This window comes from Roseovarius atlanticus (assembly GCF_019802205.1).
Classification (GTDB): Bacteria; Pseudomonadota; Alphaproteobacteria; order Rhodobacterales; family Rhodobacteraceae; genus Roseovarius; species Roseovarius atlanticus_A.
In genome coordinates, this window is the sequence record NZ_JAHVHQ010000003.1 from 1554791 (window position 1) to 1572115 (window position 17325).

16 protein-coding genes and 2 tRNA genes are annotated in these 17325 nt (G+C 66.1%); 15 read left to right on the forward strand and 3 right to left on the reverse strand.

Going from position 1 to position 17325, the window contains the following annotated elements; translation table 11 throughout:
• Positions 1-14: 14 nt before the first annotated feature.
• Together purN and purM are read right to left on the reverse strand one after the other, a co-directional pair.
• Positions 15-608, reverse strand: a complete 594-nt coding sequence (gene purN / locus KUV49_RS13525; RefSeq protein ID WP_222450402.1) for a phosphoribosylglycinamide formyltransferase — start codon at positions 606-608, stop codon at positions 15-17.
• Positions 605-1651 (reverse strand): phosphoribosylformylglycinamidine cyclo-ligase, encoded by a 1047-nt coding sequence (purM, locus tag KUV49_RS13530; RefSeq protein ID WP_222450403.1) that lies wholly within the window; start codon positions 1649-1651, stop codon positions 605-607. Before purM ends, purN begins: the two co-directional genes overlap by 4 nt.
• A gap of 131 nt (positions 1652-1782) precedes the next feature.
• Between purM and KUV49_RS13535 the strand changes: the two genes are divergently transcribed.
• Positions 1783-1859, forward strand: a tRNA-Ile gene (locus KUV49_RS13535).
• Positions 1860-1882: 23 nt separating this feature from the next.
• Positions 1883-2188 carry an SH3 domain-containing protein gene (locus KUV49_RS13540; protein ID WP_261391206.1) on the forward strand — a complete coding sequence of 102 codons (306 nt, stop codon included), beginning with the start codon at positions 1883-1885 and terminating at the stop codon, positions 2186-2188.
• A 106-nt stretch (positions 2189-2294) separates the two neighbouring features.
• Here KUV49_RS13540 and KUV49_RS13545 read toward each other — a convergent pair whose 3' ends face one another.
• Positions 2295-3599, reverse strand: coding sequence for an ATP-binding protein (locus KUV49_RS13545; protein WP_222450405.1), 1305 nt, complete (start codon positions 3597-3599; stop codon positions 2295-2297).
• Positions 3600-3645: 46 nt separating this feature from the next.
• On the opposite strand from KUV49_RS13545, the gene KUV49_RS13550 reads away from it, so the two are divergent.
• From KUV49_RS13550 to KUV49_RS13610, 13 genes are all read left to right on the forward strand, one after another.
• Positions 3646-4548, forward strand: coding sequence for an MBL fold metallo-hydrolase (locus KUV49_RS13550; protein WP_222450406.1), 903 nt, complete (start codon positions 3646-3648; stop codon positions 4546-4548).
• A gap of 71 nt (positions 4549-4619) precedes the next feature.
• Positions 4620-4694: transfer RNA gene (locus KUV49_RS13555), tRNA-Asn, on the forward strand.
• A 525-nt stretch (positions 4695-5219) separates the two neighbouring features.
• Complete coding sequence (locus tag KUV49_RS13560; RefSeq protein WP_222450407.1) at positions 5220-6542, forward strand: sensor histidine kinase; 1323 nt, start codon at positions 5220-5222, stop codon at positions 6540-6542.
• A complete protein-coding gene (locus tag KUV49_RS13565) occupies positions 6539-7531 on the forward strand; it encodes a HupU protein (protein WP_152492686.1) in 993 nt (330 codons plus the stop codon). Before KUV49_RS13560 ends, KUV49_RS13565 begins: the two co-directional genes overlap by 4 nt.
• The gene (locus tag KUV49_RS13570) at positions 7528-8961 is read left to right on the forward strand and encodes a nickel-dependent hydrogenase large subunit (RefSeq protein WP_222450408.1); all 1434 of its coding nucleotides are present in this window, start codon (positions 7528-7530) and stop codon (positions 8959-8961) included. The genes KUV49_RS13565 and KUV49_RS13570 overlap by 4 nt, the downstream gene beginning before the upstream one ends.
• Entirely contained in the window at positions 8958-11192 is a 2235-nt protein-coding gene (gene hypF / locus KUV49_RS13575) for a carbamoyltransferase HypF (RefSeq protein ID WP_222451047.1), read from the forward strand. Before KUV49_RS13570 ends, hypF begins: the two co-directional genes overlap by 4 nt.
• A gap of 221 nt (positions 11193-11413) precedes the next feature.
• Complete coding sequence (locus tag KUV49_RS13580; RefSeq protein WP_152492689.1) at positions 11414-12514, forward strand: hydrogenase small subunit; 1101 nt, start codon at positions 11414-11416, stop codon at positions 12512-12514.
• A gap of 2 nt (positions 12515-12516) precedes the next feature.
• The gene (locus tag KUV49_RS13585) at positions 12517-14310 is read left to right on the forward strand and encodes a nickel-dependent hydrogenase large subunit (protein WP_222450409.1); all 1794 of its coding nucleotides are present in this window, start codon (positions 12517-12519) and stop codon (positions 14308-14310) included.
• Positions 14311-14323: 13 nt separating this feature from the next.
• Positions 14324-14911: a HupE/UreJ family protein gene (locus KUV49_RS13590; protein WP_261391207.1), complete on the forward strand. Its 588-nt coding sequence runs from the start codon at positions 14324-14326 to the stop codon at positions 14909-14911.
• A 10-nt stretch (positions 14912-14921) separates the two neighbouring features.
• Entirely contained in the window at positions 14922-15710 is a 789-nt protein-coding gene (cybH, locus tag KUV49_RS13595) for a Ni/Fe-hydrogenase, b-type cytochrome subunit (protein WP_222450410.1), read from the forward strand.
• Positions 15711-15982: 272 nt separating this feature from the next.
• Positions 15983-16591: a HyaD/HybD family hydrogenase maturation endopeptidase gene (locus KUV49_RS13600; RefSeq protein WP_222450411.1), complete on the forward strand. Its 609-nt coding sequence runs from the start codon at positions 15983-15985 to the stop codon at positions 16589-16591.
• A gap of 3 nt (positions 16592-16594) precedes the next feature.
• Positions 16595-16909 carry a HypC/HybG/HupF family hydrogenase formation chaperone gene (locus KUV49_RS13605; RefSeq protein WP_222450412.1) on the forward strand — a complete coding sequence of 105 codons (315 nt, stop codon included), beginning with the start codon at positions 16595-16597 and terminating at the stop codon, positions 16907-16909.
• A gap of 23 nt (positions 16910-16932) precedes the next feature.
• A complete protein-coding gene (locus KUV49_RS13610; protein ID WP_222450413.1) occupies positions 16933-17316 on the forward strand; it encodes a hydrogenase accessory protein in 384 nt (127 codons plus the stop codon).
• Positions 17317-17325 lie beyond the last annotated feature (9 nt).

The following is a 17325-nucleotide window of genomic DNA, read 5'->3' on the forward strand; positions in this document are numbered from 1 at the left end:
CCGCCCTCACCCGCTCAGGGCAGGTGGACGGGCGTGCGGTCGCCGGCGGCGAAGCGGCGCAGGACCGCCGGGTAAAGCCGGTGTTCCTGCTCCAGCACCCGGGCGGCCAGCGCCTGGGGCGTGTCGCCGGGATGCACCGGCACGCGGGCCTGGCCCAGGATCGGGCCGTCATCCAGTTCCAGCGTCACTTCGTGCACGGTGCAGCCCGCCTCGGCCTCGCCCGCCGCGATGGCGCGGGCGTGGGTGTCGAGGCCGCGATAGCTGGGTAGGAGCGACGGGTGGATATTGATCATCCGGCCCTGCCAGCGCGAGATGAAATCGTCGGTCAGGATGCGCATGAAACCCGCGAAACAGATGATGTCGGGGGCGTAGCGCTCCAGTGTCCGGGTCATGACGCCTTCGAAGGCCGGACGGTCGCCCTTGAAATCGCGGTGATCCACAAGCTCGGTCGGCACGTCGCGCGCCTCGGCCTTGGCAAAGCCGGGGGCGTCGGGCGTGTTGCAGAGCGCCACCACGGGGCGCGCCGGGTGGTCGCCCGTCATGCTGTCGATCAGCGCCACCATGTTGGAGCCGCTGCCCGAAAACAGGATGGCAACACGCTTGGTCACGCCAGGTTGCCGGTGTAGCGGACGCCCTGCCCCTCGGTCACGTGGCCCAGGCGGATCACGGTCTCTCCGGTGCCTGTCAGAAGCTCCGCGAGCGCGTCGGCGCGGTCGGCCTCGACCGCCAGCACCATGCCCACGCCGCAGTTGAAGGTCTTGAGCATTTCCGATTGCGCCATGCCGCCCTGCGCCATCAGCCACTGGAAGACGGGCGGCAGATCGAAGCTGTCGAGGTCGATGTCGACGCCAAGATCGTCCGGCAGGACGCGGGGGATGTTCTCGGTCAGGCCGCCGCCGGTGATGTGCGCGAGCGCGTGGACGCCGCCGGCGCGGACCGCCTCAAGCGCCTGCGTCACGTAAAGGCGCGTGGGCGTCAGGAGGGCCGCGCCGAGGGTGCCATCAGACCAGGGGCAGTCGGCGTCCCAGCCGAGGCCGGACATCTCGACCAGCTTGCGCACGAGGCTGTAGCCGTTGGAATGCACGCCGTTGGAGGCAAGCCCCAGCAGCACGTCGCCGGACGTGACGCCCGACGGCAGGTCGCTGCCGCGCTCCATCGCGCCCACGGCAAAGCCGGCGAGGTCGAAGTCGCCTTCGGGGTACATGCCGGGCATTTCTGCCGTTTCGCCGCCGATCAGAGCGGTGCCGGAACGCACGCAGCCTTCGGCGATGCCTTCGATGATGCGGGCGGCGGTGTCGGTGTCGAGCTTGCCGGTGGCGAAATAGTCGAGGAAGAAGAGCGGCTCGGCCCCCTGGCAGACAAGGTCGTTGACGCACATGGCGACAAGGTCGATGCCGACGCCGTCGACATTGCCGGTGTCGATGGCGATGCGCAGCTTGGTGCCCACGCCGTCGGTTGCGGCCACGAGGATCGGGTCGGTATAGCCCGCGCCCTTGAGATCGAAAAGCGCGCCGAAGCCGCCCAAACCGGCCATGACGCCCGCGCGGTTGGTGCGCTTGGCGGCGGGCTTGATCCGGTCGACGAGCGCGTTGCCCGCGTCGATATCCACGCCGGCATCGGCATAGGTGATCCCGTTCTTGGCGTCGGTCATGGGCGGTCTCCGCTTGGCATGTCGGGGCTTCGGTTAATCCATCGCGGGCGTCCGTGCAATCGCGAAAGCCCGCGACGGGCTGCCAGAGCCCTTGACGCCCGCCCTGCCCCCGCCTATCCCGAGCAAAGGTCGGGCCTGTAGCTCAATTGGTTAGAGCAGAGCGCTCATAACGCTTTGGTTGGGGGTTCGAGTCCCTCCGGGCCTACCAGAACGACCCCGATGAGAGGCACCATGCGCAGACCCTTTTCCATACTTGCCGCCCTCGGCCTGCTCGCCGCCTGTTCGGAGGCGGCGCCGGTGACCGCGTTCACCTCGAGCATCTACGAGGTTTACGGCGTGGAAGAGGGCGACATGCTGAAGCTGCGCGGCGGTCCGGGCCTTGGGTTCGAGACACGCGTCGGACTGCCCAACGGCACGCTTGTGCGGGTGCGGGACTGCAAGCGTGTCGGCGGGACGCGCTGGTGCGAGGTGGCGCTGGACCGGGCGCCGGGGCTGACGGGATATGCCTCGGAGACCTACTTGCGGCCCCGTTCCTGAGCCTGCGCAAGGGTCCGGGCCCGGGTCCGGGACCGTTTTCTGCGCAGAAAAAGGACTGGAAGATGCGCATTTTCCAGTCCGGAAATTTTGAAAATTTCCGCGCGCCCTAGCGCCCGATCACGATATCGGCCTGCAGGCCGCCCAGGCGGGCGCTTTCGCCCAGCCGCAGGGTGCCGCCGTGGGCACGAGCGATGTCCATCGCGATCGCCAGCCCCAGGCCGACCCCGGTGCCGAGGTTCTGGTTGCGGGCCTCGTCCAGCCGGGCGAAGGGTTTCAGCGCCTCTTCGCGCAGCGCCTGCGGGATACCGGGGCCGTCATCCTCGACCCGGATGCGCAAGGCCCGGTCTGTCAGGTGCACCGACACCTCGGCGCGGCTGCCGTAGCGCACCGCATTGCCGACGAGGTTTTCCACCGCCCGCCGGATACCGCCGGAGCGCAGCGCGACGGTGCCCTGTCCTTCGCGCTCGGCCAGCGTCACCGCGTTGCCGCCGCGCTGGTAATCCTCGACGATGCGGGCCACCAACGCGTGTGGGTCGACGGGTTCGGGTGCACCTTCCTGCGCACCGCGCGCGAAATCGAGAAACTCGGTGATGAGGCGTTCCATGTCGGCGACGTCCTGTTCCATCGGGGCGCGGTCCTCCGACTCGAGCATCGTAAGCGCGAGCTTGAGCCGGGTGATCGGCGTGCGCAGGTCATGGCTGACGCCCGACAGCATGAGCGTGCGCTGCTCGATCTGGCGCTCGATCCGGGCGCGCATGTCCAGAAAGGCCGCCCCGGCCGCGCGCACCTCTGTCGAGCCTGCCGGGCGATACTCGACGTGGCGGCCCCGGCCGAACGCGTCGGCGGCATCGGCCAGGCGGGTGATCGGGCGCAACTGGTTGCGCAGGTAGAAATAGGCGATCACCGTCATGAGGGTGGCGCAGAAGAACATGTAGACCAACAGCTGGTGCGGGTTCGAGGCCGACACCCGGCGCCGGTCGAACGTCATCCGCAAGCCGGTGTCGGCCATGGTGAAGTAAAGATGGACAACGCCGTCATTCGGCAGGTCCAGCGCCTGCAGGTTCGGCAGCAGGCGGTTGAACTCGCCAATTACGTAGGCGCCGGTGAAATCGTACCAGCGGCGGCTGTCCTGGCGCGGCATCTCCTCGAGCGGGACCGTCTCGGCCGAGATCTGCAGGATCCGTGCAAGGCGCGAGGCGCCGATCTCGGAGGGCTGCATCCCGGCGTCCAGCAGCACCCCGACCTCGCGGCTGGCGGACCGGGTCATCTGCTTGGTGACGCCTTCGAAGTGACGCTGCACGAAGACGATCGAGACCACCAGCATCAGCGTGATCACCGGCAGCAGAAGGATCGCGATGGCGCGGCCATAGAGCGACCTGGGCATATAGGGTTTGAGCCAGCGGAAGGACATGCGCTAAACCTAGCCATGACGGGCAGGAACGGAAAGAGCGAAGCACATGCAGGACAAACGCCCCACGCCGGGGATCGCAGAGCGACTGGCCCCCGGCCTGCGCCGCGTGCTGGCCGACAACCCGTCGCCGATGACCTACTGGGGGACGAACACCTACCTCGTGGGATCACGCGATATCGCGGTGATCGACCCCGGACCCGACGATCCGGCCCATCTTGCGGCCATCCTGGCGGCGCTGGAGCCCGGACAGCGGGTGTCGCACGTTCTGGTCACGCACAGCCACGTGGATCACTCGCCGCTGGCGCATCGGCTGGCGCGAAAGACCGGCACGCGGGTGCACGCCTTCGGCCCCTCCGGCGCCGGGCGCAGCGAAATCATGACCCGGCTGGCCGCCGCGGGGCTCGAGGATGCGGGCGAAGGCGTGGAGGCCGGTTTCGCGCCGGACGTGACGCTCGACGATGGCGACGTGATCGAGGGCGACGAGTGGACACTCGAGGCGCTCTGGACGCCGGGGCACCTGGGCAATCACCTGAGTTTCGCCATGGGCGACACGGTCTTTTGCGGAGATCTGGTGATGGGCTGGGCCAGCTCGCTGGTGGCGCCGCCCGACGGCGACTTGACCGATTTCATGGCCTCCTGCCGTCGGTTGCGGGACCGTGGCGGGAAGGTCTTTCACGCCGGCCACGGCGCGCCGATCACCGAACCTATGGCGCGGCTCGACTGGCTGATCGCGCACCGCGAGGGGCGCGAGGCGTCGATCCTCGACGCGCTGCGGACTGGCCCGGCGGACGCCCGGGACCTCGCGCGGCGAATCTACACTGAAACCCCAGAGGCCCTGATGGGAGCAGCCGCCCGCAACGTCCTCGCGCACCTCATTGATTTGTATCGCAAAAACATGGTCGCGCCGGCGGGTCCACTTACGGCCACCGCGCTCTTCAGCATTGGTTGAGCCCGCAGGAATTTTTTGTCACAAACCCTCTGGACGCCACCGGAGTAGGTTGCTATATCCGCCCCCGGTATTCCGGCGTAGCTCAGCGGTAGAGCAGTTGACTGTTAATCAATTGGTCGTAGGTTCGATCCCTACCGCCGGAGCCAAAAATCCCCCGATTTCAACGCACTAACGTTGTGAAGCTTCTTTAGAGCTAGGCGTGGCCGTCGACGTGTCCCCAAACGCTTCGTACCGCCACCTACATCAGATCCACGTCTGTGAACTCCGGCTTCAATCACGTGATTGCTCTCCAGATCCTTCTAAGTCCTTCGCTCTGACGAAGTGATCCATCGGAAAGATCAAGAAAGCCGCGGGCAAAGGGGTGTCCGGGAGCATCCGGGAATCACCGGCGCTGCCCTTGAAGAGCTTTCCGAACGGGATGAGTGCGGCCTTGATGAACCGGCGGCAGGCGATGATGGGTGGTGCCTTGCCCCTGCCGGGTCTCCGAGCACAAGCTGTGCCCCGGCACAAGCCATGCCCGCGGCGCTGAAACGGCGTCGTAGGCAGGTCATGGGCGGGCCTGGCACCTTCTGCGTCGGTCCTCGAGAGCGGAGCCGGCAAAGCCTCCTCTCGGAAGGCGCCTGTTGCAGGACGCGGACAGCTGGCATTACTGTGGTACCTACGGAGGACCGATGAACACGCAGACGCCGAATGAGCCCTTGCAGGCGCTGGACGACCAGACATGGCGTGACGTGGTCACCGCCATCGACCGGACGTATTCGGAGCTGGTGGATTATCAGGAACGGCTGGAGGCGCAAAACCGCGAACTGGACGAGATGCGCCAGTTCATGGCGTCGGTGCTGTCATCGATCTCGGAAATGCTGATCGTCATCGACCGGGCGCACAATATCGAACGCACCGGCGGCGCGTTGTCCGACATCCTCGGCATCGACACGGCGTCGATGATCGGCACACCGCTGTCCGACCTGCTGGAAGCCGGCGCGGGCAAGGCGCTGTCGGACGCGATTGCCGAGGTCATGCGCGACCGCCGCCCCCGTGTCATCGAGGTGAGTTTCCTGACCCCCGATGGCCCGACCCCCCTGGACGTCAGTGTCAGCCCCCGGCTGGACCCGCGCGGCCGGAGCCAGGGCGTCGTCCTGGTGGGGCGCCCCTTGGGCGAGTTGCGCAACGCCTACCGTGAGCTGGAGGCCAGCCACACCGCCTTGCAGAACGCCCAGGCGCAGCTGGTACAGCACGAAAAGCTGGCCTCGCTGGGGCGGCTGGTGGCTGGCGTGGCGCATGAGTTGAACAACCCGATCAGCTTTGTCTACGCCAACACCCACGCCCTGGAGAAATACACCCGGCGGTTCGAGACCTATTTCGACGCGGTGCAGTCCGGGGCGAGCCGTCCTGAACTGGGGGCTTTGCGGGATGAGCTGAAACTGGACCGGACGGTGAAGAACCTTCGGGGCGCCATTGACGGCGCGAAGGACGGGGCCGAACGGGTGCGCGACATCGTCGAGGATCTGCGCCGGTTGAGCGCCGACGGAACCGGCGAAAAGGTGCGGTTCGACTTGGTCCAGACCGCCCGGACCGCAGCCGACTGGGTGGTGCGCGGCACCAAGACCCCGGTTCGGATCGTCATGGATGGCGCGGCGCAGGCCTTCGCCATGGGCAATCCCGGCCATGCGCAGCAGGTCGTGATGAACCTGGTGCAGAACGCCATCGACGCGCTGGCAGACACCGCCGACCCGCTGGTTACGCTGCATGCCCAGGCGCGCGACGGCAAGACGGTTCTCCAGGTCAGGGACAACGGGCCCGGCATTTCCGAAAGCGATGCCTCGGCCATTTTCGACCCGTTCTTCACCACGAAACCCGTCGGCAAGGGCACCGGACTGGGCCTGTCGATCTCGCAAAAGATCGCGCAGGAGAACGGCGGAACGCTCACGCTTGCCGCCACCGGACCGAATGGCAGCTGTTTCGAGCTGAGCCTGCCCGCAGGAGATCCTGAATGAACATTCTCTGGCTGCAATCGGCTGGCTGCGGCGGGTGCACGATGTCCCTTCTGAATGCGGAATCTCCGGGCGTGTTCGAGCTTTTGGACAATGCCGGGCTGCGGTTCCTCTGGCACCCGGCCCTGTCTCAGGAAACCGGCGGAGAGGTGCGGCGCATCCTGGACGATGCGGAGACCGGGCGTGTGCCGCTGGACATCCTGTGCGTCGAGGGCTCGATCCTGACCGGCCCCAAGGGCACGGGACGGTTCCAGATGCTGTCCGGCACGGGACGTTCCATGCTGGACTGGGTCGAGAGCCTGGCGCCGCGCGCCGCCCATGTGGTGGCGGTGGGCACCTGCGCGACCTATGGCGGTGTGACCTCGGCGGGTGGCAATCCGGCGGGCGCCATCGGCGTGCAGTATGACGGCCGCAATCCCGGCGGCGCCCTGCCCCAGAGCTTTCGCAGCCGATCGGGCCTGCCGGTGATCAACGTGGCGGGGTGTCCGACCCATCCCGACTGGGTGACCGAAACCCTGATGCTGATCGCAGCCGGAGAGATGCACGCAGATGCTCTGGACGCGCTTCAGAGGCCGCTTTTCTATGCCGAACACCTCGTGCACCATGCCTGTCCCAAGAATGAATTCTACGAATACAAGGCCAGCGCCGAGAAGCCCGGTCAGATGGGCTGCATGATGGAGCACCTGGGCTGTGTCGGCACGCAAGCCGTGGGCGATTGCAACATTCGCGGCTGGAACGGCGGCAGTTCCTGCACCCGGGCCGGCTATGCCTGCATCAACTGCACGGCGCCCGAATTCGAGGAGCCGAACCACCCGTTCAGCGAGACCCCGAAATTCGCCGGCATCCCCGTGGGCCTGCCGTCGGACATGCCCAAGGCGTGGTTCATGGCGCTGGCGTCGCTGTCCAAGGCGGCGACACCCAAGCGGCTTTCGGACAACGCCGTGGCGGATCGGATCAAGGTCACGCCGACGCTCGGTGGCAAGCGGAAATGACCACGCGATCCCTGCTTGTCGGGCCGTTCAACCGCGTCGAGGGCGATCTTGAAATCCGGCTGGAGGTTGCGGACGGTCATGTATCGGCGGCCTACGCCAACTCGCCGATGTTCCGGGGCTTCGAGGCGATGATGCTGGGCAAGGACCCGATGGATGCGCTCACCATCACGCCGCGCATCTGCGGGATCTGCTCGATCAGCCAATCCGCAGCGGCCTCGGCCGCCCTGGGCGATCTGGCCGGGCGTGCGCAACTGCCGCAAGGGGCGCTGGCGACCGTGATCATGCACGGGATCGAGAACCTCTGCGATCACCTCACGCACTTCAACCTCTTTTTCTGCGCCGATTTCGCCCGCCCCGCCTATGCGGGCCGGTCCTGGCACGACAGGGCCGTGGCGCGGTTCACGGCGATGGACGGCTCCGCCACGCGGGCCTGCGTGGCCGCGCGGGCCGAGATCCTGCACATCGTCGGCCTCTTGGGCGGCAAGTGGCCCCACACGCTGGCGATCCAGCCCGGTGGCGTCACCCGCGCGCCCACGTCGCGCGACCGCATTCGCATGGCGAGCACGCTGAAATCGTTCCGCCGGTACCTGGAGAGCACGCTTTTCGGCGCACCGCTTGAAGCGTTCGCCGAGCTCCGCACTGCCGAGGCGCTTTGCGGCTGGGACAAGGGCGATGCGGGCCTCTTCATGGAAATCGCCGCCGACCTGGGGCTGGCCGAGATCGGTTTCGGTCCCGGACGCTACATGTCCTTCGGCGCCTATCCCCTGCCCGAGGGGCGCGCCTTTGCGAAAGGCGTCTGGCAGGACGGGGCGCTGTCGGACGTGGACACCGGCGCCATTCGCGAAGACCTGAGCCACGCCTGGATGCATGGCGAAACCGCGCATCCCTCGCAGGGCGAGACGCACCCTGACGAGGACATGCAGGCCCCGGCCTATAGCTGGTGCAAGGCGCCCCGGCTGGATGGGCACAGCATGGAGACGGGCGCCCTGGCGCGGCAGGTGGTGGACGGGCATCCGGCGGCCCTCGGGTTGGCGCAGGCAGGATCGAACGTGCGCGCCCGCGTGGCGGGACGGCTGCTGGAGATCACGCGGACGCAAATCCTGCTGGAAGGCTGGGTGGCCGCGCTGGACCCCGGGGCGCGGTTCATCGAGGATGTCCCCCTGCCCGCCTCCGGCTCCGGCGAGGGGTTGGTCGAGGCGGCGCGCGGCGCGCTGGGGCATTGGACCAGCGTCGAAAACGGGCGGATCAGCGCCTACCAGATCATCGCGCCCACCACATGGAATTTCAGCCCGCGCGACGCGGCCGGCAGGCCCGGCCCGGTCGAGGCGGCGCTGGTCGGCGCCGAGGTCGGCGAGGCCGAGGACACGCCGCTCACGGTGCAGCACATCGTGCGCAGCTTCGACCCCTGCATGGTGTGCACGGTCCATTGACCGAGGGTCTGCGCATCCGCGTGCGCGGGCAGGTTCAGGGGGTCGGGTTCCGGCCCTTCATCTGGCAGCAGGCGCAGCGGTTCGGGATCGCGGGCGAGGTGCTGAACGACCCCGAGGGTGTGCTGATCCATGCCTGTGGCGGCGACATCGACCGCTTTGTCGGCAGCATCGCCACCGATGCGCCGCCCCTCGCGCGGGTGGATGCGGTCGAGACCTCGGCGCATGTCTTCGAGATCGTGCCGACCCGTTTCGAGATCACCGCAAGCCAGGGCAGCGGGGCCGAGACCCGTGTGACGCCCGATGCCGCCACATGCACGGCGTGCCTGGCCGACATCCGGGGCACCGATCCGCGCCGGCAGGGCTATGCCTTTACCAACTGCACCCATTGCGGGCCGCGGTTCACCATCCTGCGTGACCTGCCTTATGACCGCGCCAGGACGACGATGGGCATGTTCGGGATGTGCGCCGACTGCGCCACCGAATACGCCGACCCCGCGGACCGCCGCTTTCACGCGCAGCCCGTGGCCTGCGCGGTCTGCGGCCCGCAGCTTTGGCTGGATCACGGGCACGACGTGATTGCCCGCGCCGCCGGACGGCTGGCGGCCGGGGAGATTCTGGCCATCAAGGGCCTTGGCGGGTTTCACCTGTGCTGTGACGCGACGAATGCGTGGGCCCTCGCGACATTGCGGGCCCGCAAGCACCGCCCGACCAAGCCGCTGGCCCTGATGGGCCGCTGGGAGGAGATCGAAGCGCATGCGGCCCCATCAGCCGAGGACCGCAGCGCGCTTGGGTCAAGCGCCGCCCCGATCGTGCTGCTTGCCCACCAAGGCACCCTGCCCGACGCGCTGGCCCCCGGTCAGGACCGGCTGGGCTGGATGCTGCCCTATACGCCGCTGCACCACCTGTTGCTGGACGCGGTGCGGCGCCCGCTGGTGATGACCTCGGGCAACCTGTCGGGTGAACCGCAGGTGATCGGCAATGACGAGGCCGCGGCCAAACTGGGCGGGCTTGCCGATGGTATCCTGTCCCACAACCGTGACATCGCCCGGCGGCTTGACGACAGCGTGATGCAGATCACAAGGCATGGTCCGATGATCCTGCGGCGCGCGCGCGGCATGGTGCCCGACACGCTGCCGCTGCCCGAGGGGTTCGAGGACGCAGCCCAGGTCGTGGCGTTCGGCGCGCATCTGAAATCGGCGATCTGTCTCGTGAAGAACGGCCAAGCTCTGCTGTCGCATCACCTGGGCGACCTGGACGATCCACAGACCTGGGACGAATTCATCAAGGCCGATGCGGATTACGCGGCGCTGTTCGATCATCGGCCCGAGGTGTTTGCCTGCGATCTGCACCCCGGCTATCGGTCCTCGCAACACGCGGCGGCGCGGGCGGGCGGTGGTTTGATCGAGGTCCAGCACCACCACGCGCACCTGGCGGCGTGTCTCGCCGAAAACGGCTGGCCCCTGGATGGCGGGCCGGTGGCAGGGATCATTCTGGACGGGCTGGGCCTTGGGCCGGATGGCACGATCTGGGGCGGCGAGCTTCTGTTGGGCGATTATCACGGGTTCACCCGCGCCGCGCAGCTGCGGCCGGCCGCCCTGCCCGGCGGCGATGCCGCCAGCCGCGAGCCATGGCGCAACCTGCTGGCGAGGTTGGATCAGGCCGGATTTGCGGGTATCGCCGACGAAATGCTGCCGGAGGCCCCGCGCGAGATGCTGCGACAGGCCATGGCCAAGAGCGTGAACGCGCCAGTGTCGTCCTCGGCGGGCAGGTTGTTCGATGCGTTTGCCGCGCTGCTGGGGTTTCCCGGCGCGCAAAGCTATGAAGGCGAGGCCGCGATGGGGCTGGAAGCCAAGGCCCGGCGCGCTCTTCCCGAGACCGGCGGCCCCTATCCGTTCGGTCAAACGGACGGAGTGATCGACCCCGCGCCGATGTGGGAGGCCGCCCTGGCGGACCTGCGGCACGGCGTTGGAAAGGACGTCATGGCCCGGCGATTTCACGCGGGTCTGGCCCAGGTCTTTGCCGGGTTCGCCCGAGGGCTGGTGACGGACGGCAGGGCCAGGGCGGTCGCGCTGTCGGGAGGGTGTTTCCAGAACGCGCTGATGCTTGATCTGACGGTGGCGGCGTTAGGGGATGTGCCTTGCCTTCTGCACAGGAAGGTTCCCGCGAATGATGGCGGTCTTGCCCTGGGACAGGCGCTGATCGCGGCGGCGACCAGGGCCGGCAATTGGTAAGAGGGCGACCACCCCCGGGGACAATCGGTTATCACCCAACCGTCCGCAGAGCCGCAATTGCAGCCGAAATCCTGATTAAGCCATTGATAGGACTATAGAAAACGCCACGATTGGCGCCACCTCACTTTTTCGAACCCTTTCCCCCGCGACCGCGCCATCAAGAAGATGGACCACTTTTACTGACGTCCCGCCTCGTCAGTTCAACCGCGGAGGAGAACGATTTGGCCGATATTGAAACCTTCTACGATGTCATGCGCAGCCAGGGGATCACCCGGCGCAGCTTCATGAAATATTGCGCGCTCACCGCCAGTGCGCTGGGGCTTGGCCCTGCCTTTGTTCCAAAGATTGCCAACGCGATGGAAACCAAGCCGCGCACGCCGGTGATCTGGGTGCACGGGCTGGAATGCACCTGCTGTTCGGAATCGTTCATCCGCTCGGCGCACCCGCTGGCCAAGGACGTGGTGCTGTCGATGATCAGTCTCGATTACGACGACACGCTGATGGCCGCGGCCGGTCACGCGGCAGAGGCCGCGATGATGGACACGATCGAGAGATACAAGGGCCAGTATATCCTGGCCGTCGAGGGCAACCCGCCGCTGAACGAGGACGGGATGTTCTGCATCTCGGGCGGCAAGCCCTTCGTGGAAAAGCTGAAGATGGCGGCCAAGGACGCCAAATGCATCATCAGCTGGGGCGCATGCGCCTCCTATGGCTGCGTTCAGGCCGCAAAGCCGAACCCGACGCAGGCCACGCCCGTCCACAAGGTGATCACCGACAAACCGATCATCAAGGTGCCCGGCTGCCCGCCCATCGCCGAGGTCATGACCGGGGTGATCACCTACATGCTGACGTTCGACCGCCTGCCCGAGCTTGACCGGCAGGGCCGGCCGGCGATGTTCTATGGCCAGCGCATCCACGACAAATGCTACCGCCGGCCGCATTTCGATGCCGGCCAGTTCGTCGAGGAATGGGACGACGACGGCGCGCGCAAGGGCTATTGCCTTTACAAGATGGGCTGCAAGGGTCCGACGACCTACAATGCCTGCTCGACCGTGCGCTGGAACGAGGGCGTCAGCTTTCCGATCCAGTCGGGCCACGGCTGTATCGGCTGTTCCGAGGACGGATTCTGGGACCAGGGCACCTTCTATGACCGGGTGACGGACCTGACCCAGTTCGGCGTGGAAAAGAACGCCGACCAGATCGGCATGGCCGCGGCCGGTGTCGTCGGCGGGGGCGTTGCCCTGCACGCGGCCGTGTCGGCGCTGAAATCGGCGCAGAACAAGGCACAGAAAAACCCAACCCCAAAGAATGAGGAGGCCTGAGCATGGTTGTCCAAACGCCGAACGGCTTCGATCTCGATGACAGCGGCCAGCGTATCGTCGTCGACCCGGTGACCCGGATCGAAGGCCACATGCGCTGCGAGGTGAACGTCGATGACGAAGGCTATATCCGCAACGCGGTCTCGACGGGGACGATGTGGCGCGGCCTGGAAGTGATCCTCAAGGGGCGCGACCCGCGCGATGCCTGGGCCTTTACCGAGCGCATCTGCGGCGTCTGCACCGGCACCCATGCGCTGACCTCGGTGCGGGCGGTGGAAGACGCGCTGGGGATCGAGATCCCCGACAACGCCAACTCGATCCGCAACATCATGCAGCTGAACCTGGAGATCCACGACCACGTCGTGCATTTCTATCACCTGCACGCGCTCGACTGGGTGAACCCGGTCAACGCGCTGCGCGCCGACCCCAAGGCCACGAGCGAATTGCAGCAGGCGGTCTCTCCGTCTCATCCGCTTTCGTCTCCGGGCTATTTCCGCGACGTGCAGAACCGGCTGAAGCAATTCGTCGAAAGCGGTCAGCTGGGCCTTTTCAAGAACGGCTACTGGGACAATCCGGCCTATCTGTTGCCGCCCGAGGCCGACCTGATGGCAACGACCCACTACCTCGAGGCGCTCGATCTCCAGAAGGAGATCGTGAAGGTGCACACCATCTTCGGTGGCAAGAACCCGCATCCCAACTGGCTGGTGGGCGGCGTGCCCTGCCCGATCAACATGCACTCCACCGGGGCCGTGGGCGCGATCAACATGGAACGGCTGAACCTCGTCAGCTCGATCATCGAGAAATGCAACGAGTTCAACCGCAACGTCTACCTGCCGGACGTCATCGCCATCGGCGGGTTCTACAAGAGCTGGCTTTATGGCGGGGGGCTGTCGTCCAAGGCGTGCCTTGCCTATGGCGACATCCCCGAGAACCCCAATGATTTCTCGTCCGAGCAGCTGCATCTGCCGCGCGGGGCGATCATCAACGGCGACCTGTCGCAGGTGCATGACGTCGATGTGCGCGATCCCGAACAGGTGCAGGAATTCGTCGATCACTCGTGGTACGAATACGGCGAGCCCGGCAAGGGTCTGCATCCATGGGACGGCGTGACCGAGGCAAAGTTCGAGCTGGGTCCGAACCTGAAGGGGACCCGCACCAACATCAAGCAGATCGACGAAGGGGCCAAATATTCGTGGATCAAGGCGCCGCGCTGGCGCGGGCACGCGATGGAGGTCGGTCCGCTGGCCCGCTACATCGTGGGATATGCCAAGGGCCACGAGGAGATCACCGATCAGGTCACTGGCCTTCTGAGAAAGATGGACCTGCCGACAGAGGCGCTTTTCTCGACCCTGGGCCGGACCGCGGCACGGGCGCTGGAATCCGAGTATTGCGGGCGGCTGCAGAGGTACTTCTTCGACAAGCTGGTCGCCAATATCAAGAACGGCGACGAAAGCACCGCGAATGTCGCCAAGTGGGACCCCAGCACATGGCCCAAGGAGGCCAAGGGCGTCGGCATGACCGAAGCGCCGCGCGGCGCGCTCGGGCACTGGATCCGGATCAAGGACGGACGTATCGAGAACTATCAATGCGTGGTGCCGACCACCTGGAACGGCTCTCCGCGCGACAGCCAGGGCAATATCGGCGCGTTCGAGGCCAGCCTGATGAACACCAAGATGGAACGCCCGGAAGAGCCGGTCGAGATCCTGCGCACATTGCACAGCTTCGATCCGTGTCTTGCCTGCTCGACCCACGTGATGTCGCCCGATGGCGACGAGTTGACCACCGTCAAGGTTCGCTGAGGGAGGAAGAACCATGAGACCACGCATACTCACACCGATCGCGACCCTGGTGGCCGCAACCCTGATGGCCGGACCCGCCCTTGCCCACAGCGCGGGGCACGAGGCCAACGGTTTCATGCACGGACTGGCGCACCCGGTGTTCGGGCCCGATCACCTGCTGGCGATGCTGGCGGTGGGGCTGTGGTCCGGCATTGTCCTGCCACGCCGCTTCTGGGCCGGGGCGCTGAGCTTCATGGCGGCGATGGCCGGCGGCGCGGCGCTCAGCTGGGCCGGGATCGGCTTGCCCTTCGTCGAGACGGTGATCGTCGCGTCGGTGGTGGCCTTCGGGCTGCTGACCCTGCTGTCGCACCGGGGACAGGCGCGGGCCGTCACCGCCGCCTCGTTGGGTGCCATAGCGCTGTTCGCAACCGCGCATGGCCATGCCCACGCCACCGAGGCCGCGGGCAACGCCCTGGCCTACCTCGCGGGGTTCCTGATCTCGACGGCATTGCTGCACGGGGTGGGGATCGTCCTTGCCCAGGCGGTTGCCGCGCGCCCCGCGGTGCAGCGCTCTATCGGTGCAGGGATCGCCGCCTCCGGCCTTCTGCTGATGTTCGGCTGAGGGCGGGATCATGAACACCAGGATCACCACCCCCGCCCCGGGCGGCGCGAGCACCAAGGTCGACGCCTACGGCGTCTCCACGCTGACCGGCGACGCGACCGAGGCCGACCGCCGGACCGTCACGCGCAACACGTCCGTCTATGTCTACGAAGCCCCTGTCCGGCTCTGGCACTGGATCAACGCGCTGGCGATCATCGTGCTGTGCGTCACCGGCTACCTGATCGGGTCGCCACCGCCCTCGGTCGACATGGCCGAGGCCACGCACCAGTTTCTATTCGGTTATATCCGCTTTGCCCATTTCGCGGCCGCCATGATCATGACGGTGGGCTTTTTCGGGCGCATCTACTGGGCGTTCGTGGGCAACCACCATGCCAAGCAGATGTTCAAGCTGCCGCTCCTGAACAGGGCCTGGTGGTCCGAGGTGGTCGACGAGATCAAGTGGTACGCCTTTCTCAAGAAGAAGCCGCGCAAATACGTGGGGCACAATCCGCTGGCGCAGATCGCGATGTTCTTCTTCATGACCGTGGGGATGACCTTCATGATCGTGACCGGCTTTGCGCTCTATTCCGAGGGTGTGGGCCGTGGCGGCGTGCTCGACACGCTGTTCGGGCCGTTTCTGGATTTCGTGGGCGGGTCGCAGACGATGCACCAGATCCACCATCTGGGGATGTGGGCGATCGTCATCTTCGTGATGATCCATATCTATGCGGCGGTGCGCGAAGACATCATGTCGCGCCAGTCGATGGTGTCGACGATGATCTCCGGCACGCGAACCTTCAAGGACGACGATCCGAACTGAGACCGGCCGGGCAAACGACGGGAAGGCGGGTGCGGGGCGCCCGCCTTTTTTGATGGACAGAAAGATTTCAAATTTCCATCAATCTGATAACCAACTAATCATCAGCGCAACTTCAGGACATACGCATACGACAGAATACTGTTTTATTTCTGCTACTTAATTAATCTCCCGAAGACGTGCGTTTTACATATCCGACGGGTCAATCGGTAAGCTAACCTCGTTTTCAGGGACGGACGGAAACCAGCATTTCCATCCGAAGGAGGGAGGAGCGAATGGCAGACAATGTTCTGATCATGGGCATCGGCAATGTGCTGTGGGCCGATGAGGGCTTTGGCGTGCGCTGTGTCGAATATCTTGCAGAGCATTGGGACCTGCCCGACGGCGTGACCCTTCTGGATGGTGGTACGCAAGGGCTCTACCTGCTGCCCTTTCTTGAGGATGCCGACACGCTGATCGTGTTCGACGCGGTCGATTACGGGCTGAAGCCCGGCACCCTGAAAGTCGTGGAGGATGACGAGGTCCCGCGCTTCATGGGCGCCAAGAAGATGTCGCTGCACCAGACGGGTTTTCAGGATGTGATCGCGACGGCGCAGCTGATGGGATACTGCCCGTCCCGCCTGCTGCTTGTCGGGTGCCAGCCCGAAGAGCTGGAGGATTACGGCGGCGGACTGCGCGACGTGGTCGCCGCAATGATCGAACCGGCGGTGCAGGTGGCGCTGACGCATCTGGCGCAGATGGGCCATGTCGCCCAGCCGGGCCGCACCGAAAGCGATCTTCTGGCCGATCCGTCGATCATGCAAACGGCCTATGAAGACGGCCGTCCCTCGGAAGACGACGCCTGCCGCACCGGCGACGCACGGTTCTTTCCGGCGGCGGAATGACCGATGTGCGTCGGAGTGCCCCTGCAGATCACATCCATCACCGGCATCGCCGCGACCGTCCGTGACAGTGCCGAGCTGATCGACCTGTCGCTGACGCCCGAGGCACGCACCGGCGACTGGGTGCTGACCTTTCTCGGCGCGGCCCGCGAGGTGATCTGCGAAGACGAGGCCGTAAAGATCTGTGCCGCGCTCGACGGGCTGCGCGCGGTCATGACGGGCGGCGATGTCGGCAATGCCTTTGCCGATCTCGACGCGGCCACCCCGCAATTGCCACCGCATCTGCAGGCTGCGTTCGACGCAGGCCAGAGCACCGGCTGAACACTGACGATGAAGGACCGCAGATGACCCACCCCCTTGTCACCCGACTGACCGACGAATTTGCCTACCGTGCACTATGCACGATGGCGGATGTGGCCGAGTTTGCCGAACGCCCCGGCACGCACGTGATCTTCGTGCCGGGCGATGCGCAGCGAAATCTCGAGACGCCCGATGTGGCGGTGATCCTCCCCGAGCTGCACCAGGCGTTTCAAGGCCGGTTCGATTGTGCCGTGGCCACCGACGCCGTCGAAAGCGAGTTGCGCGACACCACCGGCATCTTCAAGACCCCGAGCCTGATCTTCTTCCGCGATGGCGCGTGCATCGGCGGGATCCCCAAGGTGCGGGACTGGTCCGAATACGTCGAACGGATCACGCATTTTCTGTCGCTGCCTGTTGCCGCCGAATAAGAGGACCTG

Excerpts from the sequence above, each read along its gene's own strand:
- purM (WP_222450403.1), bottom strand. The coding sequence starts at position 1,651 with ATGACCGACGCCAAGAACGGGATCACCTATGCCGATGCCGGCGTGGAT.
- KUV49_RS13540 (WP_261391206.1), top strand. The coding sequence starts at position 1,883 with ATGCGCAGACCCTTTTCCATACTTGCCGCCCTCGGCCTGCTCGCCGCC.
- KUV49_RS13545 (WP_222450405.1), bottom strand. The coding sequence starts at position 3,599 with ATGTCCTTCCGCTGGCTCAAACCCTATATGCCCAGGTCGCTCTATGGC.
- KUV49_RS13550 (WP_222450406.1), top strand. The coding sequence starts at position 3,646 with ATGCAGGACAAACGCCCCACGCCGGGGATCGCAGAGCGACTGGCCCCC.
- KUV49_RS13560 (WP_222450407.1), top strand. The coding sequence starts at position 5,220 with ATGAACACGCAGACGCCGAATGAGCCCTTGCAGGCGCTGGACGACCAG.
- KUV49_RS13565 (WP_152492686.1), top strand. The coding sequence starts at position 6,539 with ATGAACATTCTCTGGCTGCAATCGGCTGGCTGCGGCGGGTGCACGATG.
- KUV49_RS13570 (WP_222450408.1), top strand. The coding sequence starts at position 7,528 with ATGACCACGCGATCCCTGCTTGTCGGGCCGTTCAACCGCGTCGAGGGC.
- KUV49_RS13585 (WP_222450409.1), top strand. The coding sequence starts at position 12,517 with ATGGTTGTCCAAACGCCGAACGGCTTCGATCTCGATGACAGCGGCCAG.
- KUV49_RS13590 (WP_261391207.1), top strand. The coding sequence starts at position 14,324 with ATGAGACCACGCATACTCACACCGATCGCGACCCTGGTGGCCGCAACC.
- cybH (WP_222450410.1), top strand. The coding sequence starts at position 14,922 with ATGAACACCAGGATCACCACCCCCGCCCCGGGCGGCGCGAGCACCAAG.
- KUV49_RS13600 (WP_222450411.1), top strand. The coding sequence starts at position 15,983 with ATGGCAGACAATGTTCTGATCATGGGCATCGGCAATGTGCTGTGGGCC.
- KUV49_RS13605 (WP_222450412.1), top strand. The coding sequence starts at position 16,595 with ATGTGCGTCGGAGTGCCCCTGCAGATCACATCCATCACCGGCATCGCC.
- KUV49_RS13610 (WP_222450413.1), top strand. The coding sequence starts at position 16,933 with ATGACCCACCCCCTTGTCACCCGACTGACCGACGAATTTGCCTACCGT.